Annotated in this window: 15 protein-coding genes; 8 read left to right on the top strand and 7 right to left on the bottom strand. The window is 65.2% G+C overall.

Going from position 1 to position 25211, the window contains the following annotated elements; translation table 11 throughout:
• Positions 1-2: 2 nt before the first annotated feature.
• Positions 3-2186 carry a tetratricopeptide repeat protein gene (locus GTP55_RS26930; protein WP_161047867.1) on the top strand — a complete coding sequence of 728 codons (2184 nt, stop codon included), beginning with the start codon at positions 3-5 and terminating at the stop codon, positions 2184-2186.
• A 7-nt stretch (positions 2187-2193) separates the two neighbouring features.
• On the opposite strand, the gene GTP55_RS26925 is transcribed toward GTP55_RS26930, so the two are convergent.
• Positions 2194-3420: a M24 family metallopeptidase gene (locus tag GTP55_RS26925; RefSeq protein ID WP_161047866.1), complete on the bottom strand. Its 1227-nt coding sequence runs from the start codon at positions 3418-3420 to the stop codon at positions 2194-2196.
• Positions 3421-3535: 115 nt separating this feature from the next.
• Here GTP55_RS26925 and GTP55_RS26920 point away from each other — a divergent pair, with 115 nt between their 5' ends.
• Positions 3536-5128, top strand: a complete 1593-nt coding sequence (locus tag GTP55_RS26920; protein ID WP_161047865.1) for a CehA/McbA family metallohydrolase domain-containing protein — start codon at positions 3536-3538, stop codon at positions 5126-5128.
• Position 5129: 1 nt separating this feature from the next.
• On the opposite strand, the gene GTP55_RS26915 is transcribed toward GTP55_RS26920, so the two are convergent.
• Both GTP55_RS26915 and argH read right to left on the bottom strand, forming a co-directional pair.
• Complete coding sequence (locus GTP55_RS26915) at positions 5130-7433, bottom strand: M4 family metallopeptidase (RefSeq protein WP_161047864.1); 2304 nt, start codon at positions 7431-7433, stop codon at positions 5130-5132.
• A 166-nt stretch (positions 7434-7599) separates the two neighbouring features.
• On the bottom strand, positions 7600-8994 hold the full coding sequence (gene argH / locus GTP55_RS26910) for an argininosuccinate lyase (protein ID WP_161047863.1): 1395 nt from the start codon (positions 8992-8994) through the stop codon (positions 7600-7602).
• 95 nt (positions 8995-9089) lie between these two features.
• Here argH and GTP55_RS26905 point away from each other — a divergent pair, with 95 nt between their 5' ends.
• The gene (locus tag GTP55_RS26905; protein WP_371868459.1) at positions 9090-9515 is read left to right on the top strand and encodes a GNAT family N-acetyltransferase; all 426 of its coding nucleotides are present in this window, start codon (positions 9090-9092) and stop codon (positions 9513-9515) included.
• 395 nt (positions 9516-9910) lie between these two features.
• Here the strand turns inward: GTP55_RS26905 and GTP55_RS26900 are convergent, their stop codons facing one another.
• Positions 9911-11314, bottom strand: a complete 1404-nt coding sequence (locus GTP55_RS26900) for a YfcC family protein (protein WP_229258182.1) — start codon at positions 11312-11314, stop codon at positions 9911-9913.
• Complete coding sequence (locus GTP55_RS26895; RefSeq protein WP_161047861.1) at positions 11311-12450, bottom strand: succinylglutamate desuccinylase/aspartoacylase family protein; 1140 nt, start codon at positions 12448-12450, stop codon at positions 11311-11313. Before GTP55_RS26895 ends, GTP55_RS26900 begins: the two co-directional genes overlap by 4 nt.
• Before the next feature lie 160 nt (positions 12451-12610).
• Here GTP55_RS26895 and GTP55_RS26890 point away from each other — a divergent pair, with 160 nt between their 5' ends.
• The 5 genes from GTP55_RS26890 to GTP55_RS26870 all read left to right on the top strand — a co-directional run bounded on the left by GTP55_RS26890 (position 12611) and on the right by GTP55_RS26870 (position 20256).
• A complete protein-coding gene (locus tag GTP55_RS26890; protein WP_229258181.1) occupies positions 12611-15358 on the top strand; it encodes a TonB-dependent receptor in 2748 nt (915 codons plus the stop codon).
• An 87-nt stretch (positions 15359-15445) separates the two neighbouring features.
• Positions 15446-16765 carry a cyanophycinase gene (locus tag GTP55_RS26885; protein ID WP_161047860.1) on the top strand — a complete coding sequence of 440 codons (1320 nt, stop codon included), beginning with the start codon at positions 15446-15448 and terminating at the stop codon, positions 16763-16765.
• A gap of 171 nt (positions 16766-16936) precedes the next feature.
• Positions 16937-18208 carry a cyanophycinase gene (locus tag GTP55_RS26880; protein ID WP_371868458.1) on the top strand — a complete coding sequence of 424 codons (1272 nt, stop codon included), beginning with the start codon at positions 16937-16939 and terminating at the stop codon, positions 18206-18208.
• A 79-nt stretch (positions 18209-18287) separates the two neighbouring features.
• A complete protein-coding gene (locus tag GTP55_RS26875) occupies positions 18288-19694 on the top strand; it encodes an IgA Peptidase M64 (RefSeq protein WP_161047858.1) in 1407 nt (468 codons plus the stop codon).
• Between the two features lie 94 nt (positions 19695-19788).
• Entirely contained in the window at positions 19789-20256 is a 468-nt protein-coding gene (locus tag GTP55_RS26870) for a hypothetical protein (protein WP_161047857.1), read from the top strand.
• Between the two features lie 96 nt (positions 20257-20352).
• Here GTP55_RS26870 and parC read toward each other — a convergent pair whose 3' ends face one another.
• On the bottom strand, positions 20353-22650 hold the full coding sequence (gene parC, locus GTP55_RS26865; protein ID WP_161047888.1) for a DNA topoisomerase IV subunit A: 2298 nt from the start codon (positions 22648-22650) through the stop codon (positions 20353-20355).
• Between the two features lie 294 nt (positions 22651-22944).
• Complete coding sequence (locus tag GTP55_RS26860) at positions 22945-24942, bottom strand: DNA topoisomerase IV subunit B (RefSeq protein ID WP_161047856.1); 1998 nt, start codon at positions 24940-24942, stop codon at positions 22945-22947.
• Positions 24943-25211 lie beyond the last annotated feature (269 nt).

The following is a 25211-nucleotide window of genomic DNA, read 5'->3' as shown; positions in this document are numbered from 1 at the left end:
TCATGACGCAAGCGCATTCTCCGCAGGCCGGCCAGCTATTCGCGCAAGGCCTGCAATTTCATGGCGAGGGCGATCTGGCGCAGGCCATGCGGGCCTACGAGCAGGTGCTCAAGCTGGCGCCAGACCATATCGATGCGCTGTACCACGTTGGTATCGTCGGCTTCCAGACCGGGAATTTCGAAATGGCCGCTGGCTTTTTCCGCTCGGTGCTGGCGCTGGCGCCGGACGACGCGGCGGCGCACAGCAATCTTGGCAACGCCCTCAAGGAGCAGCAGTTGCTGGAAGAGGCGCTGGACAGCTACGCGCGCGCGCTCTCGCTCAACGCGGCCGATGCCGACACCTGGTTCAATCGTGGCGCGGTGCTGCTGGCGGTCGGACAGCCGGAGGACGCGCTGCACAGCTTCGAGCAGGCGCTGACGCTGAACGACGCCGACGACCAGGCATGGCAGCAGCGCGCGGCCGTGCTGCGGCAGCTTGGCCAGCATGTGCCGGCGCTGGAAAGCGCGGAGCAGGCGCTGGCTTTGAATCCACAGAACATCGAGGCGCACAATCAGCGCGGCGCTATCTTGCACGCGTTAGGACGACTGGACGACGCCGCGCAAAGTCTGCGGCAAGCGTTGGCGCTGCTGCCCGAATACGCGGATGCGCATCACAATCTTGGCCTGCTGCTGGCTGCGGCCGGGCAGCTGGACGATGCGCTGCATTGCCACGACCAGGCGATCGCGCTGCAACCACAATGGCATGAAGCGCATGCCAGCCGCACCGCTGTGCTGCGTCAATTGTCCCGCCGCGACGATGCGCAACGGGCCGATGCCACGGCCAACAAGCTGCGGCGCGAACAACTGGCCGATTGCCGTCGCCTCGGCGAAGAGCTGCTGGCGCAAGGCCGCGCGCCGGCTGCGGCACGTCACTTTGCCGCCGCGCTGCGGCTGGACGACAGTGATGCTGTCCTGTGGCAGCAGCATGCGCGCGCGCTCAACGCCGCGGCGCAGCGCGACGAGGCGCTGGTCAGCATCGGCCGCGCACTGGCGCTGAAGCACGACAGCGCAGAATTCCATCTGACCCGTGGCGTGATTTTGCGCGGCGCGGCGCGTTACGAGGAGGCGCTGCAAAGCTACCAGCAAGTGGTGCAGCTGGCGCCGCGCAACACCGCCGGCTATACCAATCTTGGCAGCGTGCAGGATCAACTGGGTCTGGCCGATCTGGCGATGGCCAACTACGAGCGCGCCATTGCGCTCGATCCCGGCAACGCGCTGGCGCGCTGGAACCGCGCGCTGGTGCATCTGCGGCGCGGCGACTACCAGCAAGGCTGGCGCGATTATGAATATCGCTGGAAGGCGGAAACGCTGGACCTGTATAAGAAGCAGCGCGACTTTGCGCAGCCCGCGTGGACCGGCCGCGAGCCGCTGGCCGGCAAGACCATCCTGCTGCACGCAGAGCAGGGCTTCGGCGACACCATCCAGTTCTGCCGCTATGCGCCGCTGTTGGCGCGGCGCGACGCGGTCGTTGTGCTGGAGGTAAAACCGGCGCTGGTAGCGTTGATGGGAACACTGGAAGGCGTCAGCAGCATCGTCGTCAAGGGCGATGCGCTGCCGCCGTCCGACTATCACATTCCGCTGATGAGTTTACCACTGGCCTTCGATACGCGGATCGACAGCGTGCCGGCCGCCACGCCGTATCTGGCGCCGGATGCGGCCAGGGTGGCCCATTGGCGCGCCGCGCTGGGGCCGCGCACGCGGCCGCGCGTGGGCGTGGTGTGGAGCGGTAGCGCAGCGAACCAGAATGACCACAACCGCAGCTTGCCGCTGCCGTTGCTGGCCGCCCTGTTCGACGCGCCGTGCGATTTCATTAGTCTGCAAAAGGAAGTGCGGCCGGACGATCAGGCCTTGCTCGACACGCTGCCCGTGCTGCAACTGGCCGACCAGCTGCGTGACTTCGCCGATACCGCCGCCTTGTGCGCGGTGCTGGATCTGGTGATTACGGTCGACACCAGCGTCGCCCATCTGGCCGGTGCGCTGAGCGTGCCGGTGTGGGTCATGCTGCAAACGCCGTTCGAGTGGCGCTGGCTGGAGCAGGGCGCCGCCAGCCCATGGTATCCGAGCGCCACGCTGTACCGTCAGGCGCAGCGCGGCGACTGGACGCAGCTGGTGGAGCAGGTGGCAGCCGACTTGCGCCAGCTGCGCTGAACCCTGCCTAGCGCTGCAAGCCGAACGGATCGTCGATGCTGTGCGCCGGTTCGGTGAACCACTTCGGACCCTGTTCGGTCATGTAGAAGTGGTCCTCGTGGCGCACGCCGAATTCGCCGGGGATGCAGATCATCGGTTCGTTCGAGAAGCACATGCCGACGTCCAGCGGCGTCTTGTCGCCGCCCACCAGGTATGGCCACTCGTGGATATCGAGGCCGATGCCGTGGCCGGTGCGGTGCGGCAGGCCTGGCAGCTTGTAGCCGGGACCGAAACCGTCGGCTTCCAGTGAACGGCGGGCGGCGGCGTCGACTTCCTCGCACGGCACGCCCAGCTGGGCCGCCGCAAACGCTGCGGCTTGCGCTTTCTTCTCGCTGTTCCACACCGAGCGCTGACGTTCGCTGATCGGGCCATACACGTAGGTGCGGGTAATGTCGGAAATGTAGTTGTGCAGTTTGCAGCCGGTGTCGATCAGCACCGTGTCGCCGGCCTTCAGCGTCTGCACGTAGCTGACGCCGTGCGGGTAGGCGGTGGCTTCGCCGAACAGCACGATGACGAAGTAGGAGCCGGCCGAGGCGCCGACCTTGCGGTGCGCGCGGTCGATGAACTCTTCCACTTCCCTGGTGGTGATCCCTTCGTGCAGCATGCTGGCGGTGGCGATGTGCACTGCCATGGTCATGTCCTTGGCGCGCTGCATCAGCGCGATTTCGGCGGCCGATTTGCGGGTGCGGCAGTGCGCGGTGACGGTGCGCGCATTCTGCAGCGCGTAGCCCTCCGCCAAAGGACGGATGCCGTCGTAGATGAAGAAGGCGGCGCTTTCGCAAATGCCCACGCGCGGCGGCTGTGCAGAATTCGGCGCGATGCCCATGCGTTTCAGCACAGCGACGAACAATGCGTACGGACTCTCATGCTCTTCCCAGCAATTGACGGCGCCTTCGACCAGCATGAAGTCCTTCAGCGTGCTCTCTTCAAACGCGGGCGCGATGTATTCAACGGCGCCTTGCGCCGGCAGGATCGCGCCGACCATGCGTTCGCTGGCGTACCACTTGGTGCCGGTGAAGTAGGTGAGGTTGGCGCCGGCATTGATGTAGATGGCGGCGATGCCCTGCGCCTGCATATAGGCTTGCGCGCGGGCGATGCGCTGCAGGTGTTCGTCTTTGCCGATGGGGACCGCGCCGGCGGTCATGTCCGATAAGGAGGCCAGCGCCTGTTCGATGGTCTTTCCGCCAATAGTCATTTTTATATCCTGATGTGGTGTACAAACAAGCAGAAGATGATAGCAGGTCATTCGGCCGTCACACACGAATGTTATGTTGCCCGCTCGTTTGTTTTACACTTCGGGATCATACAAAATGTCGCCTCAAAAATTGCTCATTCCTTCCGCTATTGCCATCATGCTGGCCGTCGTCGCCTGCGGCGGCGACAACGAACCGGTGAACACCACGCCGCCATTGCCGGCCGGCCGCTGGATCGCCGGCGACCTGCATACGCACACCACGCAGTCGGCCGACGCCGACGTCAGCCAGACGCTGGACAAGGTGCTGTCCAAGGCTTTCACCACCTATGGCCTGGACTGGATGGCGGTGACCAATCACCTGCGCGTGTCGACCCGCGACGACAAGGGCGCAACGCTGGCGGCGCAGATTCCGATGTCGCTGGGCCTTGAGCGCTACGAGACGCCGCGCATCCAGGCCTTGCAGGCTGGCGGCACCTATGCCGACAAGCTGATTTTCTCCGGCGTCGAGTGGGACATGCCGACCCACGATCACATCGGCGTGGCGCTGATGGATGGCAGCACCAAGGGTCTGAAGGAATTCGAGTATCTGTTCACCACGCGCGATGCGGCGATGTTCGATGCGGCCGACGTGGCGGCGTGGAAGGCCAAGTACGGTGAGACGCGCTACAACAAGACCGCCGCCGATGCGCTGCAGGCGTTCACCTGGCTGAAGACGAATTATCCGGATACCAGCTATGCGGTGATCAATCACCCGTCGCGCAACAAGGGCAGCTACACCATTGCCGACTTCCGCGCTTTCAACGACACCGCGCCAAACATCATGTTCGCCATCGAAGGCATGGTTGGCAACCAGATGGAACCGGACCGCGGCGGCTACACCGCTGCCTACACCGATGACAATGCGCTGCTGCGCGTCTACGGCGGCGTCGATTACGTGGTGGCCAAGCTGGGTGGCCCGTGGGATGCGCTGCTGGGCGAGGGCCGCCATATCTGGAACCTGACCGACTCGGATACGCATTTCAAGATCGTCGGCGGTAACAGCAGCGGTTATTTCCCGGGCGAGTATGCGAAGAACTATGTGTTCAACAGCGGCACCGGCAAGCCGGCGGCCAAGGATCTGCTGGCCGGTCTGCGCTCGGGCAAGATGTTCTCGGTCTACGGCGATTTGATCAACGCGCTGGACTTCAATCTGTCGACCAGGGATGACCGCAAGGAGATGGGCGGCGAATTGAAGGCGGCCAGTGGCGACAAGGTCACCATCACGATCCGCTTCAAGACGCCGGCCAAAAACAACTACGAGAAGCCGGTCGATAGCGGCACGGCGGCCAACGTCAAGCCGGTGGTCGATCACGTGGATCTGATCGCCGGCGACGTCGGCGCCAAGGCCACGCCGGGCAGCGCGGCCTACAGCGTGGCCACCAACGCCAGCACGCGCGTGGTCAAGCGCTTCACGGCGGCGGACTGGAAGGTGGATGCGGATGGCTACTACAGCGTGACGTATGAAACCACGGCGTCAAAGAACCAGTACTTCCGTCTGCGCGGCACCAATCTGGGCGTCGATGTGGCGGGGCTGACGGCCAACGGCGAACCGCTGGCCGATCAGCGCACCGGTACCACCGACAACACCCAGCGCTTCAACGATATCAACGACCGCAATTACCGCAGCCTGTGGTTCTATTCGAATCCGGTGTTCGTCACGCTGCGCTGAGCTATTTGGTGAGCAGGCTGACTTTGTCGAGCACAAAGGAGGTCTGCTTGCTGCGGTCTTCGCGCATGGAAAACGACAGCGTCACCGTCTGGCCTTTGTATGGCAGCAGGTCGAAGCTGCGGAGCTGGTAGCCGGCGGCCGGCGTCAGGTTGGTGTAGGTGGCCAGCGTGGCCGTCGCACCACTGCCGCCGGCCGGGGCTACCGTGACCGTCATGGTGTCGTAGACGGTGTTTTTCGTTTCGGCGGTGTCGATGTGCAGCGCGAAGCTCAGTTGCGCGCTGCTGGCGGTGGCGGGGATCTGTACTTGCTGCGTCAGTGTTTCCGTGCTGCGCCGGCCGTTGCCGCCCAGCCAGGCGTAGCGCGTGCCTTCGTACGGCGCGTGAGCGCTGTTGGCGGTGATGACGCCGATGCTGCCGCTCCAGCCGGTGGCGCCGCTTTCAAAGCCGCCGTTGCGCACCTGCTCGACGGCGTCACCGCCACCGCCACCGCCGCCGCCGCCGCCGCCTCCGGCTTGCTCATCGACATCCGCGCCGACGTTGATGGCGGCGTAGGCGCGCTGCACGGCGATGGCTTCCTTGGAACTGGCGCCGTACAGTTCCTGCGCCGCCTGCAGCACCTTGTTGCGCGCGTCGGCGTAGTTGGTGGCGGAGGTGAACTTGGTGGTCAGCGCCTTGAACCAGATGCGGTAAGCCTTGTCGTTGCCGATGCCGGTCATGGCGGCCGGCGTGCGGGTCAGGAAGGCGCTGTAGTAGTCGCTGGCCGGATCGGCTTTCGAGCCTTGCGACAGGAAGTAGAACATGCGGTTATTCGGGCCGCTGGAGTAGTGGACGTCGAGGTTTTTCAGGCTGGTGCTCCAGGCGTCCGGGCTGCTGCCGTCCTTGTGCGGCTTGTACATCCAGCGCAGCGGCTCGCCGCTCTTGCTGATTTCCGTGCCCATCATCCAGTCGTTGCCGCTGGCCGGAACCACGGCACCGGTGCCGCCGGCGCGGGCGTAGGCTTCCACCATTTCGCCGCCGATGTCGGAGTTGGACTCATTCAGGCCGCCCGATTCGCCCGAGTAGATCAGGTCTGCGGTGGCGGCGGTAACGCCGTGCGACATTTCATGGCCGATGACGTCGATCGCGCCCAGGCTGGTGAAGCTGTTGCCGTCGCCGATATACATGCAGTGGCAGCTGTCGTCGTAGAAGGCGTTGTCGTAGGCGGTGCCGACGTGGGCGGCGATGTAGGTGGCGGTGTTGTTGCCGTCCAGCGACTGCCAACCGAGCACGTTGCGGTTGGTGTCGTAGGTGTTCATCAGGCCCCACAGGGCGTTGACGGCGGCGGTCTGGCCGTTGGCGTCGGTGGTGCTGCCGCCGCTGTATTGCTTGCCGTCGCCCCAGGTGTTGCTGCTGTTGGTGTAGATGCTGCCGGGGTTGGGATTGTTGGGCGAGCTGTGGTTGGCGTTGGTGATGGCCATGCCGCCGAACTGGCCGCCGGTGCCGCGCGCGCTGTCGAGCATCTGGAAGCCGCCAGCGGTGGCTGAGGTGCTGATCGGCACCACGCCGTTGTACTGGCTGTTGCCGCTGCCGATCACGGTTTTCAACGCCGGCCACTGGGCGATGATGGCGCCGCTCAGGGCGTCGACCACCACGTCGTAGTAAATCACTTTGCCGTTCAGCGCCATGCGCAGCTGCACCAGGTAGGCCAGCGCGTAGCGGTCCACCACTTCCTGCACGTCCAGCGCGTTGAGTTGTTCTTCCGGCTTGGTGGCGGCGCTGGCCGCGCGCACGGTTTTCATCACCGGGTAGATCAGCAGTTCGGCGCTGGGCGGCCAGCGGTGGGTGCCGCCGGGGGCGATGGCCTGCACCGCCACGCGGATGGCGTCGTCGGCGCTGATGGCGGGCGTGAGGTCGGCCGGCGCCGGCAGCGCGGGCGGCAGCGGCATGCCGGGCGTGCTGGCTTGCGGTTCAACGCCGGGACGGCGGTCGGCCACCGAGACGCTGACGATATCGCCGGCGGCGTTGGTCACCACCACCGATTCGGAGCCCAGCACGCGCAGGCCTTTGTAGGTGTGCTGGGCGCGGGTGATTTTCTGGCCGACTACGCCGGGATGCTGGCTGCTGATGCGGAAGCTGTAGTCGTTGGTCAGGCCCTGGCGCCCATCGAGCGCGGTCAGGCGCGCCACCAGGTTGGCGTTTTCCTGCGGAGTGGCGATGGTCACCGGGGCCGACATCAGCTGGACGGCGTCGGCGGCGACGGGCGCGGTCAGGGCGAAGGCGAGGGCCAAAGCCAGGCTGGCGGCGATCAGGGGCGTGTGCGGTTTCATGTCATCCTCCTTGGGTAGATGACTTCACGCTAGATCGGCGGCGGGGACAGGGTACTGTGCCAGATCAACAAACAGCCACGTCGTTCCTGCGGAAGCAGGAACCCATAGAACGCTGGCCGGGCGGCGTGCTATGGGTTCCCGCCTGCGCGGGAACGACGGGAGGGTGTTACTGCAGTTGCGCGCGCACGCGGGCGATGGCTAGTCTTACCTGGTTCGGCGCGGTGCCGCCGACGTGGTCGCGCGCGGCCACCGAGCCTTCCAGCGTCAGCACGGCGAAGACGTCGTCGTCGATCAGCGGCGAGAAGGCGCGCAGCTGCTCCAGAGTCATCTCGGACAGGTCGATTTTCAGGTCGTCGCAGGCGCGCACGGCGTGCGCCACGGCTTCGTGGGCATCGCGGAACGGCAGGCCCTTTTTGACCAGATAGTCGGCCAGGTCGGTGGCGGTGGCGTAGCCTTGCAGCGCGGCGGCGCGCATATTGTCCGGCTTGACCGAGATGCCGCCGGCCATGTCGGCGAAGATGCGCAGCGTGTCGACCAGCGTGTCGACGGTGTCGAACAGCGGTTCCTTGTCTTCCTGGTTGTCCTTGTTGTAGGCCAGCGGCTGGCCTTTCATCAGGGTCAGAAGGCCCATCAAATGGCCGAACACGCGGCCGGTCTTGCCGCGCGCCAGTTCCGGCACGTCCGGGTTTTTCTTTTGCGGCATGATCGACGAGCCAGTGCAGAAGCGGTCGGCGATGTCGATGAAGCCCACGCGTGGGCTCATCCAGATGATCAGCTCTTCCGACATGCGCGACACGTGCATCATGATCAGCGAAGCGGCGGCGGTGAATTCGATCGCGAAGTCGCGGTCGGAGACGGCGTCCAGCGAGTTGTGGCAGACGTCGTCGAAGCCCAGCGTTTTGGCCACGCGTGCGCGGTCGATCGGGAACGTGGTGCCGGCCAGCGCGGCGGCGCCCAGCGGCAGGCGGTTGACGCGCTTGCGGGCATCGGCCATGCGCTCGGCGTCGCGGCCGAACATTTCAACGTAGGCCAGCATGTGGTGGCCGAAGGTGATCGGCTGCGCCACCTGCATGTGGGTGAAGCCGGGCAGGATGGTGTCGGCGTTCTTTTCGGCCAGGTCGGTCAGGGCGCTGCGCAGCGCGTGCAGCAGTTGCAGCACGTCGTCGATGGCGGCGCGCACGTACAGGCGGATGTCGGTCGCCACCTGGTCGTTGCGCGAGCGGCCGGTGTGCAGGCGCTTGCCGGCGTCGCCCACCAGTTCGGTCAGGCGTTTTTCGATGTTCAGGTGGACGTCTTCCAGGTCGAGCAGCCATTCAAAGCTGCCGGCCTCGATTTCGGCGCTGATCTGGGCCATGCCGCGTTCGATTTCGGCGCGGTCGGCGGCCGAGATGATGCCTTGGGCGGCCAGCATTTCGGCGTGGGCGAGCGAGCCCTGGATGTCGGCCTTGGCCAGGCGCTTGTCGAAGAACACCGAGGCGGTGTAGCGTTTGACGAGGTCGGAAACCGGTTCGCTGAAGCGGGCCGACCAGGCTTCGGCTTTTTTGGAGAATTGTGCAGTCATAGTCTAAAAGTTGGTATGCGCTGAGGATCAACGGAGATTATAAACCGCAAGCTGCACTAAAATACGTCAACATTATTTTAATGACCACGGAAAACATGACCGCACTGCACATCAGCACCGACAAAGCCGCCCTGGACGTGGCGATGATCCACCAGTTTTTGAGCGAGCGCTCGACCTGGGCGATCGGTATTCCGCTGGCCACCGTGCAACGGGCGATCGACCATTCGCTGTGTTTTGGCGCCTATCTGGATGGGCGGCAGGTGGGCTTTGCGCGCGTGACGACCGACCGCGCCACCTTTGCCTATCTGGCCGACGTGTTTGTGCTGGAGGCGGAGCGCGGCCAGGGCGTCAGCAAGGCGCTGGTGGCGGCGGTGATGGCGCATCCGGACCTGCAAGGGCTGCGCCGTTTCATGCTGGCCACCAGCGATGCGCACTCGCTGTACGCCCGCCACGGTTTCACGCCCCCGGCCCGCCCGGCGTCGCTGATGGAGCGCTATTTTCCGGATATTTACGTGAATTGATAATGGCGGGCAGGACGGATGCGTCCGCGATCCAGCGTGCGTAATCGTCACGCAATTTCTGGTACCGGCGCCATGTTTGTCCCCGTGGAAGGGACCAATTTAGCCGTCACGCCTGTTTGATTCCTGAGCCGGATCAGGCATCACGCATGCCTGCGCCAGCCGGCTATCGCGGAGGGTATATACATAGGGTTTGTCCTCTACGGTGGATGCCTGAAATTGTCTGAAATCGCCTGACGAATGCCTGAAATTTCAGGCGCTTTTCAAGCGAGCTCCCTATGAGACCTGACGCCTGCCTGTTACAAATGCAGGCATTTCTCAGGCCATTTCAGACAATTTCAGGCATCCACCCGAGGGTAAGTCCCCTATGTATATACCCGGCACTTACTGCCGATTCCTTACTGCCAGTTCATCAGGCACGGCGGCACCAGCAGCGCCAGCGCCAGAACCGCGTAGATCAGTTGCAGCGGGATCATCCACTTGGCCCAGGTGATCCACGGGATGCGCGCCAACGCCAGCACGCCGACGGTGATGCCGGAAGTCGGGATCATCGGCGTGGTGAACTCGCCGAACTGGAACGCCAGAATCGCGGTCTGGCGCGTGACGCCCACCAGATCGGCCAGCGGCGCCATGATCGGCATGGTCAATGCCGCCTGGCCGCTGCCGGAGTGGATGAAGAAATTGATCACCGTCTGGATGCCAAACATCTTCCACGCCGCAAACACCGGATGCGCCGACTGCACCAGCGGCATCAGCGCATGCAGCATGGTGTCGATGATGTGGGCGTCGCGCGCCAGCACCAGCGTGCCGCGCGCCAGCGCGATCACCAGCGCCGTGCCGACCAGATCGCGCGCGCCCTGAATGAAGCCTTCGACGATCTGGGTCGAATCGAGCCGCCCGACCAAGCCAATCACGATGGCCATGCTGAGGAACAGCGCGGCGATTTCGTCGATATACCAGTCGAAGTGCACCACGCCGAACACCATCACACCCAGCGCACCGGCGAAGATCCACAGCACCGCCTTGTGGCGCGCGGTCATGCCGTGGAACTCGCCGATGCCGCCAACCGGCAAGTCCTTGCGCTTCTCCAGGTCCAGCGCGTAGGTCGGGCTCAGCGTCGGATCGCGCTTGACGCGCGCCGCGTACCACATCATGAAGGCGATGGTGACGGCGGTGGCAATCACCCACACGATCAGCCGGTACTCCCAACCGGAAAACACGCGCACGCCGGCGATGCCCTGGGCGATGCCGACGTTGAAAGGATTCAGGAAGGCTGCCGAAAAGCCCACCTGCGAGCCGAGAAACGGAATCGACACGCCGACCACCGTGTCATAGCCCAGCGCCAGCGCCAGCGGCACAAAAATCAGGATGAACGGGATGGCCTCCTCATTCATGCCGAACGTTGCGCCGCCGATCGAGAACAGCGTGATGAACACCGGGATCAGCGCGCGCTGAATAAACTTGGAACTGGCGTGCGCGCGCGCCAGCGACTTGATCATCGAGTCGATCGCCTCGGTCTTTTGCAGCACCGCAAACGCGCCGCCGACGATCAGCACGAAGCCGATGATCTGCGCCGCCTCGACGAAACCCTTGATCGGCGCCTTCATCAGCGCCGTCAGTCCCTGCGGCGCGCTGGCGATGTAGTGGAAGCTGTCCGGGTTGATCAGCTGCTTGCCGTTGACCAGATGCGTATCGTATTTGCCGCCGGGGACCAGCCAGGTCGCCGCCGCAATCAGCGCCAGGATGATGAACAGCAGGACGAAAGTGTGGGGGAGTTTGAATTTACGGGAAGTGGTCATCATGCGCTCAGCAGGTCGCCATCACGATAGGCCTTGGCGCCGGCCACTTTGCCGACGTTCATGCCGCGGATCACATGGCGATGCGCGCTGCGCGCAAAGAACACGCCGTCGACCGCCGCCCGCAACACGGTGGTGTCGCCGCTGACCGGGTCGATCAGATCGGCGATGGCGTCGCCGGCCACCACGCGCGCACCCAGCTCGCGCGTGTAGACCAGTATCCCCGCATGCGGCGCATACAGCGGCTCGACGCCTTCCAGCGGCGTCGCCTCGCACAGCGGCGCCGGCAGCACGGCGGCGGCGGCCTGGGCGGCGGCGTCACCGGCGTGCAGCACGCCTTGCAGCGTCAGGAATTGCAGCAGGCCGGCGGCGTCCCGGTCTGCCAGGTCGTAGCTGACTTCCTGCTCGCCGCGCAGTTCGACCGTGGTCGACAGGCACGCCGCCGGAATCGGGAAGCGGTGCTGGAAGTGGCGCTCCAGATCCCACCACAGGCGGCTGCAGGCTTCGTCGAACGGCTCGCCGCCGGCCTCGTAGGCCAGCAGGGTCGCATGCGAACCGAGAATGGCCGACAGCGGCGCGATGGCCTCGGCCAGCGGCGTGCCGGCGTAGATGTGCAGCACCGCCTCATTGTCGCAATGCAGGTCGAGCACGATGTCGGCGTCGATCGCCAGCGTCATCAGGGTTTTTTTCAGCGTTTCGGCGTCGGTCTTCGGCTGCCAGGCGGCGATCGAGGCGCGCGCGTGTTCGCGGATCAGCGCCACGTTGGCGGCGGCGTCGGCGCCCAGTTTGCCTTCCAGCGAGGTTTTCAGGTCCTCGGCCACGTGCTTGTACGCGCGGTTGAAGTTGACGCCGGTGGTCAGGTCGAAGCGGCCGAAGGCGGCGCCGTGGATCGCCTGCGCCAGCCCGATCGGATTGGCGGCCGGCACCAGGATGATTTCGCCGCTGATCTGGCCGGCCGCTTCCAGCGCCGCCAGTTGCCGGCGCAGCACCTGCGCCACCAGCATGCCCGGCACCTCGTCGGCGTGCAGCGACCCCTGGATATAGACTTTTTTGCCACGGCCGGGCGTGCCGAAATGGAAACTGGTCAGCTCATACGCGGTGCTGGCGTACGGCGCGGAAAGGGGATGTTTGTGTGCTTGCATGGCGGGTCACCGTAATCGTCTAGGGATTGAGTATGTAGCACTATTTTCACAAAGTAAATCGCACAGGGCGAAAGGTGCCCGGCTTTCTTGAGTTTTCGGCCACAACTGCGTACAGTTAGTTTAAATGAATTATTTATATATCCAAAAGCAGGGAGAGAATATGAGTCACATGCATCGCACGCGCGCCTTGGTCATGACGCGGGCCGTCCGGCTGGCCATCGGCCTGGGCGCCGTCGCCGGCATCCTCGGCCAGCCAGCCAGCGCCCAGGATGCGCCGTTGCCGCCGCCGCTGGCGCGGGTCGAGATCACCGGGTCGGCCATCAAGCGCATCGAATCGGAGACGGCGCTGCCGGTGCAGGTGATCACCCGCGAGGAAATCGACAAGGTTGGCGTCACCACCGCCTCGGAGATCCTGGCGCGGCTGTCGGCCAACGTCGGCTCGCTGACCGACGGCGCCAGCATCTCGGACGGCAAGGACCAGCGCGGGTTTAACAGCGCCAACCTGCGCGGCATCGGCACCTCGTCGACCCTGGTGCTGCTGAACGGCCGCCGCATGGCCAACTTCGCCTCGCCCGGTGACGACACCGGCGTCGACCTCAACAACATCCCGGCGGCCGCCATCGCCCGCGTCGAAGTGCTGCTGGACGGCGCCTCGGCGCTGTACGGCACCGACGCCATCGGCGGCGTGATCAACTTCATCACCCGCAAGGACTTCCAGGGCGTCGAGCTGAACGCCTACGGCCTGAAAACCAAGGAGGGCGGCGCCGGCAAGCGCACCGCCACCCTGACCGCCGGTATCGGCGACGTCGCCAAGGACGGCTACAACGTGTTCGCCGTGGCCGACTTCCAGCGCACCGATGCGCTGAGCACCTCGCAGCGCGACTTCATCAACGACCTGCACATCGCCGAACGCCTGCCGCACCTGCTGTCCGGCTACACCTCGCCGGCCAACATCCGCCTGAGCGCCGACCAGCGCGATTACCTGGCCGCCAACGGTTTCAAGATCAATGGCCAGCCGATCACCAGCCGGCTGATCAACCCGTCGGTGCCGGGCTGCGCGCCGCCGGCCAACCTGAATTTGCCGACCGGCACCGGCGGCCCCGAAGGCTGCACCTACAACTACATGGGCGATACCGAGCTGTATCCGAAATCGGAAAAAGCCAACTTCCTCAGCCGCGGCGTGCTGCAGCTGAACCCGGACAACCAGCTCTACGCCGAAGTCGCGCTAAGCCGCTCGAAGACCTGGTACGCGGCCTCGTCGGCGCGGGTGCGCGCCTATGTCGACGCCGGCGTGATCCCGGCGTTCAAGGGCTACGACCTGGGCTCGGAAGAAGCCGGCGGCGACCCCGAAGTCGAGCTGCGCATCCGCCTGAACGAGGCGGGCCGCCGCACCAGCGAGCTGACCAGCGAAAGCCAGCGTTACGTGGTGGGCCTGACCGGCAGCCGCAACGGCTGGGACTATGACATCGGCCTGAACCACAGTGTCAACGTGATCCGCGACCGCGACACCCACGGCTACCTGCTGTACAACGAGCTGGTGCAGGGCATCAGCGACGGCCTGATCAACCCGTTCGGCCCGTCCAGCCAGGCCGGCCGCGACCTGATCAACAGCCTGCAGGTCAACGACGAGGTGCGTCACGCGCGCGGCACCATGGATGCGCTCGATTTCAAGCTTTCCCACGCCATCGGCACGCTGGCCGGCGGCGACGCCGCGCTGGCCGTCGGCGGCGAAATCCGCCGCGAGAAGACCGACTACAACCCGTCGGCGCTGCTGCTGAGCGACAACATCAACAACGACGCCGCACCCGAGGGCGGCCAGGCCACCAGCTATGCGCGCAACATCCAGGCCGTGTACGGCGAGCTGCTGTTGCCGCTGACCAAGCAATGGGAAGCGCAAGTGTCGGCCCGCTACGACCACTACCAGGTGGTCGGCGGCGCCGCCAGCCCGAAAATCGGCCTGACCTACATGCCGACCAAGACCATGCTGTTCCGCGCCTCGGCCGGACGCGGCTTCCGGGCACCGTCGATGACCGACCTGTACCGCCCGACCCAGGTCGGCGCCACCGCCGTGCTGCCGGACCCGGTGTACTGCGCGGTGGTCGACAACGACTATGCCTCCTGCGCCGAGGGGTGGGAAACCCACCGCCACTCCAATCCCAACCTCAAGCCCGAGAAGAGCCGCCAGTTCTCGCTGGGTATGGTGCTGCAGCCGTCCAGGCAGGTGATGCTGACGCTCGATTACTGGAACATCAAGCGCACCGACCTGATCGCCGAGGTCGGCGACGACCTGATCCTGGCCAACCCGACCAAGTACGCCAGCCTGGTGCACCGCGACCCGGACGACGACAACTACATCCTGTGGATCGACCAGTACAAGGAAAACCGCGGCGCGCAGAAGGCCGCCGGGCTCGATCTGACCATCGACTTCAAGGGCGTGCAGACCTGGGCCGGGCGCTTCGGCGGCCGCCTGGCGGGCACCTATGTCACCGATTCCAAGATCCAGAACGACAAGGGCGACGTCTACGTGTCCAACCTGGGCCGCTTCGTCACCGATGGCGTGGTGCAGCGCTGGCGCCATACCCTCAGCTTCGACTGGGACCAGGGCCCGTGGGCGGCGACGCTGTCGAACACCTTCTCGAGCGGCTATCACGACCAGAACTCGGCCATCAACCTGGACGACGGCTCGGTGGTCAAGCCCAACCACGTGAAATCGTATTCGCTGTGGGACCTGACCGGCTCGTGGCAGGCCAGCAAGGCCATCAAGGTGCGCGCCGGCGTGCAGAATCTGGCCGATACGGCGCCGCCATACTCGAACCAGGCGTATTACTTTATTTCAGGCTACGACCCGACGTATACCGATGTGCGCGGCCGCCGCTTCTTTGCTAGTGTAAATTACGCCTTCAAGTAATGCGTTTTTAAGCAATAGCTTGGTATCATCTGCGGTAACTACGGCGCCCGGCGATAGCCCGGCGCCGGTTTTCATCGGAAGGGCAACATGAAATTAACGGGTTTTACGCGCCGCGGGCTGGGCAGGCTGTGCCTGCTATGGCTGCTGGTGCTGACCGGCGCCGCCGCCCAGGCGGCTGCGACGACGCCGGTTCCCAAGGTGCAGGTGCCGGGCAAGAGCAGCAAACCGGCCAAGGCCGTGCCGCCGCCGAAGCCGGTGCTGACGCCGCCGGCCGGCAATCTGGTCATCATCGGCGGCGGCTTGCGCGCCGAAAACGCCGAGGTGTGGCAGCGCATCGTCATGCTGGCGGGCGGCAAGGGCGCGCGCATCGGCGTGTTCGGCTCGGCCTCGATCAATCCGGAAAGCGCGGCCCAGGCCACCGTCAACAAGCTCAATCAGTACGGCGCCCAGGCGTTTGCGATTCCGCTCGGCGTCACCTGGCCCAATAGCGACTACCGCAAGGCGGCCGAAGACCCGGAAGTGGTGGCCGCCATCCATTCGGCCACCGGGATTTATTTCACCGGCGGCGACCAGGCCCGCATCACGCGCGCGCTGGTGCGCACCGACGGCAGCCACACGGCGGCGCTGGACGCGGTGTGGGACGTCTACCGCGACGGCGGCGTGCTGGCCGGCTCCAGCGCCGGCGCCGCGATCATGAGCACCACCATGTTCTACGACGCCAAGTCGACGCTGGACATGCTCAAGCAAGGCGTCAACGAAGGCCATGAGATCGCCGCCGGCCTCGGCTTCATCGGCGAGGACGTGTTTGTCGACCAGCACTTGCTGGTGCGCGGCCGCTTTGCGCGCATGATTCCGGTGATGCTGAAGAAGGGCTACCAGATCGGCCTGGGCATCGACGAGAACACCGCGATGGTGGTCAACGCCAAGCGCGACGTCGAGATTATCGGTTACAGCGGCGCGCTGCTGCTGGACCTGTCGGCGGCGATCACCGACCGTGGCATCAAGGGCTTTAATATCTCCAATGCCACCATCAGTTACCTCGACCGCGGCGACAAGTTCAACCTGGTGACGCGCGAATTCACGCCGTCGCCGGACAAGGCCGACAACAAGCTCGACCCGAACCAGCCGGACACCCGCGAGCCGGTCTACACCAACGACATCCTCGGCAACAATGCGGTGCTGGATCTGATGGTCAACCTGATCGACAACGCCCAGCAGGACGCCATCGGCATCGCCTTCGGCAACCCGCGCGATTTCAATCCGGAGCTGGGCTTCGAGTTCCGCTTCTCCAAGACCATCAACAGCGTCGGCTACAGCTCGACCGAGGTGGAGGCGTATTCGGTGCTGAAACTGCGCATGGACATCCGGCCGATCCAGCTGCAACAGCCGTTGTACCGCTACCGCTAGCGCGGCTTCGGGTATATTAACGGGACGGCGCGCCTGCCCTGCGGCGTCGCCGCCCCCGTCCGTCATTGCCGCCGACGCGGCAATCCATGCGGCGCGTGTCGGTCAGCGCCGTATGGATTCCCGCGTGCGCGGGAATGACGTGTTCGACATGAATCTGGAGGGCATATGCGCATGGCGATCAAATTCCTGGTGCACGCGGCCTTGCTGCTGGCCTTGCCGCTAAGCGTGGTGGCGGCGGCTTCGACCACGGCTCCGACCACTTCTCCGACCACGGCCGCGGCCCTGCCCACGTCCCCGGCTGCCGGCCCCCAAGGCTCGCTGGTGATCATCGGCGGCGGCCTGCGCGCCGACAACGACGCCGTCTGGCAGCGCATCGTCCGGCTGGCCGGCGGCCCCGGCGCCCGCATCGCCGTGTTTGCGTCGGCCGCCGCCGATCCGGCGCCGGTGGCGGCCGCCATCGTCGACTCCCTCAACCGTTACGGCGCCGACGCCTTCCAGATCCCGCTGGCGGTCAAGCTGGCCGACAGCGATTTCCGCAAGGCGGCCGACGACCCCTTGCTGGCCGACGCCGTGCGCGGCGCCGGCGGCGTGTTCTTCTCCGGCGGCGACCAGGCCCGCATCACCCAAGCGCTGGTGCGCGCCGACGGCAGCCGCAGCGCCGTGCTGGAGGCGGTGTGGGACGTCTACCGCAAGGGCGGCGTGGTGGCCGGCAACAGCGCCGGTGCGGCGGTCATGAGCAGCACCATGTTCTACGCGCCCAAGACCGTGTTCGCCACCCTGCGCGGCGGCGTCACCGACGGCCAGGAAATTGCCCCTGGCCTCGGCTTCATCGGCGACGACGTGTTTGTCGACCAGCACTTCCTGGTGCGCGGCCGCTTTGCCCGCATGATTCCCGCCATGCTCAAGAAGGGCTACAAGTTCGGCCTCGGCATCGACGAAAACACCGCCATGGTGGTCGATGCGCAGCGGCGGGTCGAGATCGTTGGCAGCAAAGGCGCGCTGCTGGTCGACCTGTCGCGCGCCAGCACCGACCCGGCGCGCCCCGGCTTCAACGTTGCGAATGCAGTGATCAGCTATCTGGATCAGGGCGACCTGTATGACCTCACCACGCACGCGTTCACGCCGTCGGCGGCCAAGGCGGGCGGGCGCATCGCGCCGCACAAGGACCTGGCGGCCGACCCGGTGTTTTCGCCCGACATCCTGGGCCGCAACGCGCTGGTGCAGTTGATGGAAAACCTGATGAACAACCGCCGCAGCGAGGCGATCGGCATCGCCACCAGCGGCCCTGGCTCGACCTTGCCGGAGCTGGGCTTCCAGTTCACGCTGAGCAAGACGCGCGACAGCGTCGGCTACGCCTCAGCGGCGCCGCACAGCTACTCGATCCTGAACCTGCGGCTCGACATCCGCCCGCTCGACATCGGCCAGTCGCTGCGCGCACAATAGCCGCCGCCGCCGGACTCGTCGCAGCGCCGGCACCGGTTTACAATGACGCTCACGTTTCCAACTGACCGTCAGGACCTCCATGCTCCGCAATCTCTTCTCCCTGCTGGCGCTGTGCGCCTCGGCCTCGGCACTGGCCGCGCAGCCGGCCACCATGCGCGTCGACTACCTGCACAGCGGCAACGCGCTCGACGAACACTACGCGCTGGAGCGGGTGGTGGTCGAGCCGCTGCCATGGCCCGGCAACCTGCGCCAGACCATCGACACCACCAATCGCGGCAACAACATGGTGGAAGTGGTGGACGCCAAGACCGGCAAGCTGCTCTACTCGCGCGGTTTCAGTACCGTGTTTGCCGAATGGCGCAGCACCGAGGAAGCGGCCCGCATCAACCGCGGCTTCGAGGAGTCGGTGCGCTTCCCGCGTCCCGAGCAGCCGGTGCGCGTGCGCATCCTCAAGCGAGACGAGCGCAACCTGTTCTCGGTGGTGTGGACCGCCGACGTCAACCCCGACGCGCAGGACGTGATCCGCAAGCAACCGCCGGCGCCGGTCAAGCCGATCGGCATCCGCGTCAACGGCCCGTCGGAAGACAAGGTCGACCTGCTGATCGTCGGCGACGGCTATACCCAGGCCGAGATGAAAAAATTTGAAGCCGCCGCCCGCCGCCTGGCCGACCACCTGTTCCAGGTGTCGCCGTTCAAGGAGCGCGCCAAGGACTTCAACGTCTGGGCCATCGCGTTGCCGACCGAGGAATCCGGCGTCTCGCGGCCATCGACCGGCGTCCATCATGCGTCGAAGCTGGGCGCGCGCTACGACATCTTCGGCAGCGAGCGTTACGTGCTGACCACCGACAACCGCGCGCTGCGCGAACTGGCGCAGTACGCGCCGTATGAGTTCATCGAAATTCTGGTCAACAACGAAACCTACGGCGGTGGCGGCATCTTCGGCCAGTTCAGCACGGCGGCGGCTGACAACGACTGGGCCAACTACCTGTTCGTGCACGAATTCGGCCACCATTTCGCCGGCCTGGCCGACGAGTACTACACCTCGCCAGTCGCCTACGCCACCGGCGGCGGCGAGCGTCGCGAGCCGTGGGAACCCAACGCCACCGCGCTGCACGATCCGGCCAATCTGAAATGGAAGAAGTTCGTCAAGGATGGCACGCCATTGCCGACGCCGTGGCCGAAAGAAGCTTACGAGACCGCCTCGCGCGCATATCAAAAAGAGCGCGCCGCGCTGCGCGCTGCCAACCGGCCGGAGTCGGAAATGAGCGCGCTGTTCCGCCGCGATCTGCAGCAGAGCAATGAACTGTTCTCGCGCGATCCGCACCGCCACACGGTCGGTGCGTTCGAGGGCGCCAACTACGAGGCCACCGGCTACTACCGGCCGGAGATGCAGTGCATCATGTTCGACCGCAGCGATGCGTTCTGCTCGGTGTGCGCCGATGCGATCGGCACGATTATCGACTTGTATTCCCGGCCGGAAAAATAAACCGGCGGTTTAGTACGCTAGCGTACAGTGTGCGGAGCGGGCGAGGCTTAAGCTGTATCTCACTTACTCAAACAACACCGAAAGGGATCACATCATGAACAAAATTATCGCTACCCTGATCGCCGGCCTGTTCGCTACCGCCGCTTTTGCTCAAACCTCGGACGTGGCTAAAGCGCAAGCCGATGCCAACAAAGACATCGCCAAGGCGCAGCAGAAAGAAGCCAAGGTCGATGCCAAGGCTGACCACAAAGCCAACAAGGCCATCGCCAAAGCCGACAAGGTGCATGAAGAGCAGCAAGCCAAGGTAGGTGTGGAACAAGCCAAAGCCAACGAAAAAGTGGCCAAGGCTGATCCTGAAGACAAAGCTAAAGCAGTGGCCAAAGGTGACAAAGCCGTCGCCAAAGCCGAAGAAAAAGCCGAGAAAAAATCGGTGAAAGCCGACGCCAAAGCGATCAAGGCCACTGTTGATGCCACCGAAGACAAAGCCCTGGCCGCGAACAAAACCGCCGCCACCAAAGCCAAGGCCGACGCTGACGTCAAAGAAGCCGCCGCCAAGCACTAAGCAATCCGGGGTCGGGTCTCCCATTTAAACACGGGCGCTGCCGTAGCGAAAACTACGGTAGCGCCCGTGTTCAATTGTGAGACCTGACCCCGGGTTTTAGACGATCGGGACCAGGCCGCTTGGCTTGATCTTGGTCGCCAGTTCCTTGCCTTTACGCGCGCGCTTGCCGAAGTGCACCGCCAGCGCCGACGCCGACAGCCGCTCTTCCTGCGCCTTGCCGCCACGGCCGATGCCGTGCACGGTCACGCCTTTCTGGCTGATCGGCTTGGCCGCCAGCAGGGTTTCCTTGTCGCCCAGCTCCATCAGGATCACGCCGCGGCCGCCGTTGGTCAGCACCTTCATTTCATCCATGCCGAATACCAGCACCCGCGCGCCCGACGACAGGGTCGCCACCGCGCTGGCCGTGTCCGGAATCACGGTCGGCGGCAGCGGCACGTCGCCGTCGTCCAGCGTGATGAACGATTTGCCGCTCTTGTTGCGGCTGACCAGGTCGGCCGCCTTGCTCTCGAAGCCGAAGCCGGCGCTGCTGGCCAGCAGCAGGCGGGTGGCGCCGGCGCCGGCGAAGTAGTGCAGCAGGCGCGAACCGGACGCCAGGTCGATCAGCGTGGTGACCGGCACGCCGTCGCCGCGCGCGTTCGGCAACGCCGCTACCGGCACCGAATACACTTTGCCGTTGCTGCCGAACGCCAGCAGGTGGTCCACCGTGCGGCATTCGAACGCGCCGTACAGCGTGTCGCCGGCCTTGAAGGTGAATTGCGCGGCGTCGTGGCCGATGCCGCTGCGGGCGCGGATCCAGCCTTTTTCCGAAATGATGACGGTCACCGGCTCGTCCACCACCTTCTGCTCGACCACGGCTTTCTGCGCTTCTTCGATCAGCGTACGGCGGGCGTCGCCGAAGGTCTTGGCGTCGGTGTCGATTTCCTTGATGATGGCGCGCTTCATCGACGCCGGGTTGTCCAGCAGGTCTTGCAGTTGCTGGCGGTCTTTGCGCAGCTCGGCCAGTTCCTGTTCGATCTTGATCGCTTCCAGCCGCGCCAGCTGGCGCAGGCGGATTTCCAGGATGTCTTCGGCCTGGATGTCGCTCAGGTTGAAGCGCGCCATCAGCGCCGCCTTCGGTTCGTCCGAGTTGCGGATGATGTGGATCACTTCATCGATATTCAGCAGGATGGTCTGGCGGCCTTCCAGGATGTGGATGCGCGCGTCGACCTTGCCCAGCTTGTACTGCGTGCGGCGGGTCACGGTGGCGAAGCGGAACGTGATCCATTCGCTGAGGATTTCGCCCAGGCCTTTCTGGCGCGGCCGGCCGTCGCCGCCGATCATCACCAGGTTGATCGAGGCCGACGATTCGAGCGAGGTATGCGCCAGCATCATCAGCATGAATTCGGTCTGGTCCTGGTTCTTCGATTTTGGTTCGAACACCAGCCGCACCGGCGCCGCGCGGCCCGATTCGTCGCGGATGGTGTCGAGCGAATTCAAGATCAGCGATTTCAGCGCCAGCTGTTCCGGCGACAGCGCTTTCTTGCCCAGCTTGATCTTCGGGTTGGTCAGTTCTTCGATTTCTTCCAGCACTTTTTGCGACGAGGTGCCCGGCGGCAGTTCGGTCACCACTGCCTGCCACTGGCCGCGCGCCAATTCTTCGATCTTCCAGCGAGCCCGCACTTTCATCGAGCCGCGGCCGCTGGCGTACATGTCGGCGATCTGCTGCGGCGGGGTGATGATCTGGCCGCCGCCGGGGAAGTCCGGCCCCGGCACCAGCGCCATCAGCTCGCTGTGGGTGATTTTCGGGTTGCGGATCATGGCGACGGCGGCGCTGGCCACCTCGCCGAGGTTGTGCGACGGGATTTCGGTGGCCAGGCCGACCGCGATGCCGGAGGCGCCGTTGAGCAGCACCATCGGCAGCCGCGCCGGCAGCAAACACGGCTCTTCGGTCGAGCCGTCGTAGTTGGCCTGGAAGTCGACCGTGCCCTGGTTGATTTCGTCCAGCAGCACCTTGGCGATCGGCGTCAGGCGCGCCTCGGTGTAGCGCATCGCCGCCGCGCCGTCGCCGTCGCGCGAGCCGAAGTTGCCCTGGCCGTCGATCAGCGGGTAGCGCAGCGAGAAGTCCTGCGCCATGCGCACCATGGCGTCGTACACCGACTGGTCGCCGTGCGGGTGCAATTTACCCAGCACGTCGCCCACCACGGTGGCCGATTTGCGCGGCTTGGCGCTGCTGTTGAGGCCCATTTCGTTCATCGCGTACAGGATGCGGCGCTGCACCGGCTTCTGGCCGTCGCACACGTCCGGCAGCGCGCGGCCCTTGACCACCGAGATGGCGTAGTCGAGGTAGGCGCGCTCGGCGAAGGTCGACAGGGTCAGGGCGTCGCCGCCATCGCCGCCGCCGGCGCCGCCGAACATGCCGTCGTCGTCGTTGCCGCCGCCGCCGTTACCGTTGCCGTTATCGCCGGTGCCATGGTCGTTGCCATCAGCGCCATCAGCGGCGGGCAGCGGCTGGCCATGGGCGTGCGCTTCGGCGGCGGCGTGGGCCGCTGCCTGCGCGGCCGGTTGCACCGGGTGGGCCGAGGCGCCCGGTTCGGCGGCGTTGGGGGCGCTGGCCGGCGCCGGCGCGCCCTGGTCGGCGGTGTGCTCGGCGTCGTCGTCCTGCGGCGCCGGTTCGTCAAAGAGATTTGCTTGAGTCATGGTGTACGTGATTTAAATGTCTGCGTCGGCTTCGTTGCCGTGTTCTTCGATCCAGGCGCGGCGCGCGGCCGCTTCGCCTTTGCCCATCAGCATGTTGAAGCGGGCGGCCGATTCGTGCAGGCCGAAGCCGCCCAGCGCCACCGGCAGCAGGCGCCGCGTGTCCGGGTTCATGGTGGTTTCCCACAGCTGCTCGGCGTTCATCTCGCCCAGGCCTTTGAAGCGCGAGATCGACCACGCGCCTTCCTTCAGGCCGTCCTTGCGCAGCTTGTCTTCGATGGCGGTCAGTTCGCCGGCATCCAGCGCGTACAGCTTCTGGATCGGCTTCTTGCCGCGCGCCGGCGCGTCGACCCGGTACAGCGGCGGCCGCGCGATGCAGATGTTGCCGTTGGCGATCAGGCCGGGGAAGTGGCGGAAGAACAGCGTCAGCAACAGCACCTGGATGTGCGAGCCGTCGACGTCCGCATCGGACAGGATGCAGATCTTGCCGTAGCGCAGGCCGGACAGGTCGGGCTTGTCCAGCGGCGTGTGCGGGTCGACGCCGATCGCCACCGAGATGTCGTGGATCTCGTTATTGGCGAACAGCCGGTCCTTGTCGGTCTCCCACGAGTTCAGCACCTTGCCGCGCAGCGGCAAAATCGCCTGGAATTCCTTGTCGCGGCCCATCTTGGCCGAGCCGCCGGCCGAGTCGCCCTCGACCAGGAACAGTTCGGTGCGCTCGATGTCGGTCGATTCGCAGTCGGTCAGTTTGCCCGGCAGCACCGCCACGCCCGAGGATTTTTTCTTTTCGACTTTTTGCGCCGAACGCAGCCGCGATTGCGCCTGCTTGATGACCAGCTCGGCCAGCTTCTTGCCGTAGTCGACGTGATGGTTCAGCCACAGCTCCAGCGCCGGCTTGGAGTAGGTCGATACTAAGCGCACGGCGTCGCGCGAGTTCAGGCGCTCCTTGATCTGGCCCTGGAATTGCGGGTCCAGCACCTTGGCCGACAGCACGAACGAGGCGCGCGCGAACACGTCTTCCGGCAGCAGCTTGACGCCTTTCGGCAGCAGCGAGTGCATTTCGACGAAGTTTTTGACGGCGCCATACAGCCCGTCGCGCAGGCCCGATTCGTGGGTGCCGCCGTTCGGCGTCGGGATCAGGTTGACGTAGGATTCGCGCACGATGGCGCCTTGCTCGGTCCACGCCACCACCCACGACGCCCCTTCGCCCTCGGCGAAGCCTTCGGCGTCGGGGCCGGCGAACTGTTCGCCCTCGAACAGCGGGATCAGCGTCTCGCCGTCGGTCGACTGCGCCAGCGCTTCGGTCAGGTAGCCGCGCAGGCCGTCGTTGTATTGCCAGGTCTGCGATTCGCCGGTCTTGCCGTTGGCCAGCGTGACGGACACGCCGGGCAGCAGCACGGCTTTCGAGCGCAGCAGGCGTTGCAGCTCGGTGGTGGAGATCGCCGCCGAGTCAAAATACTTGGCGTCCGGCCAGACGGTGACCCTGGTGCCGGACTTCTTGCCGTCGCGCGGCGCGACCACCGAGGTCAGCGGCTCGGTGACGTCGCCGTTTTCGAACACCAGGTGGTGCAGGCCGGTGCCGTTCGGCTCCTTGCGCCACACCGTGATTTCCAGCCGCTTGGACAGCGCATTGGTGACCGACACGCCGACCCCGTGCAGGCCGCCGGAAAACGCGTAGGCGCCGCCGCTGCCCTTGTCGAACTTGCCGCCGGCGTGCAGCCGGGTAAACACGATTTCCACCGTCGGCACCCCTTCTTCCGGGTGCAGGCCGACCGGGATGCCGCGGCCGTCGTCTTCGACCGTGACGCTGCCGTCGGCGTTCTGGGTGACGATGATGTTATGGCAATTGCCGCCCAGCGCTTCGTCGGCGGCGTTGTCGATCACTTCCTGGATGATGTGCAGCGGGTTCTCGGTGCGGGTGTACATGCCCGGGCGTTGCTTGACGGGTTCCAGCCCCTTCAGGACCCGGATGGAGGATTCGCTATAGTCGGAAACAGGTTTTTTGGTGGCCATACGTGAGCAGCTTGTGTTTTTGATACTGGGTTTATGTACAGGTGCGGCGATTAATGCGTATTCTATCCTCAACCGCGTTTGATCGCGGGCAAAAATTGCGCACTGCGCAATTTATACACGATGTTTACAGCCCCGGCCCGCCTTTTTAGACCGTTTTTACGACGCCGTCGCTAAGCTGACAGGTATCGAAACGCTCACCCGGAGGTTAGTCATGCACGCCTTTTTCCACACCCAGGCCGCCCAGCGCCGCGCCAAACCGCCCCGCAGCA

The organism is Duganella margarita (genome assembly GCF_009857535.1).
Lineage (GTDB): Bacteria > Pseudomonadota > Gammaproteobacteria > Burkholderiales > Burkholderiaceae_D > Rugamonas > Rugamonas margarita.
This window is presented reverse-complemented; position numbering and strand designations above follow the sequence as displayed.

Coding starts and splice junctions, on each gene's coding strand:
- GTP55_RS26930 (WP_161047867.1), top strand. CDS start 3: ATGACGCAAGCGCATTCTCCGCAGGCCGGCCAGCTATTCGCGCAAGGC.
- GTP55_RS26925 (WP_161047866.1), bottom strand. CDS start 3,420: ATGACTATTGGCGGAAAGACCATCGAACAGGCGCTGGCCTCCTTATCG.
- GTP55_RS26920 (WP_161047865.1), top strand. CDS start 3,536: ATGTCGCCTCAAAAATTGCTCATTCCTTCCGCTATTGCCATCATGCTG.
- GTP55_RS26915 (WP_161047864.1), bottom strand. CDS start 7,433: ATGAAACCGCACACGCCCCTGATCGCCGCCAGCCTGGCTTTGGCCCTC.
- argH (WP_161047863.1), bottom strand. CDS start 8,994: ATGACTGCACAATTCTCCAAAAAAGCCGAAGCCTGGTCGGCCCGCTTC.
- GTP55_RS26905 (WP_371868459.1), top strand. CDS start 9,090: ATGACCGCACTGCACATCAGCACCGACAAAGCCGCCCTGGACGTGGCG.
- GTP55_RS26900 (WP_229258182.1), bottom strand. CDS start 11,314: ATGATGACCACTTCCCGTAAATTCAAACTCCCCCACACTTTCGTCCTG.
- GTP55_RS26895 (WP_161047861.1), bottom strand. CDS start 12,450: ATGCAAGCACACAAACATCCCCTTTCCGCGCCGTACGCCAGCACCGCG.
- GTP55_RS26890 (WP_229258181.1), top strand. CDS start 12,611: ATGAGTCACATGCATCGCACGCGCGCCTTGGTCATGACGCGGGCCGTC.
- GTP55_RS26885 (WP_161047860.1), top strand. CDS start 15,446: ATGAAATTAACGGGTTTTACGCGCCGCGGGCTGGGCAGGCTGTGCCTG.
- GTP55_RS26880 (WP_371868458.1), top strand. CDS start 16,937: ATGGCGATCAAATTCCTGGTGCACGCGGCCTTGCTGCTGGCCTTGCCG.
- GTP55_RS26875 (WP_161047858.1), top strand. CDS start 18,288: ATGCTCCGCAATCTCTTCTCCCTGCTGGCGCTGTGCGCCTCGGCCTCG.
- GTP55_RS26870 (WP_161047857.1), top strand. CDS start 19,789: ATGAACAAAATTATCGCTACCCTGATCGCCGGCCTGTTCGCTACCGCC.
- parC (WP_161047888.1), bottom strand. CDS start 22,650: ATGTTCGGCGGCGCCGGCGGCGGCGATGGCGGCGACGCCCTGACCCTG.
- GTP55_RS26860 (WP_161047856.1), bottom strand. CDS start 24,942: ATGGCCACCAAAAAACCTGTTTCCGACTATAGCGAATCCTCCATCCGG.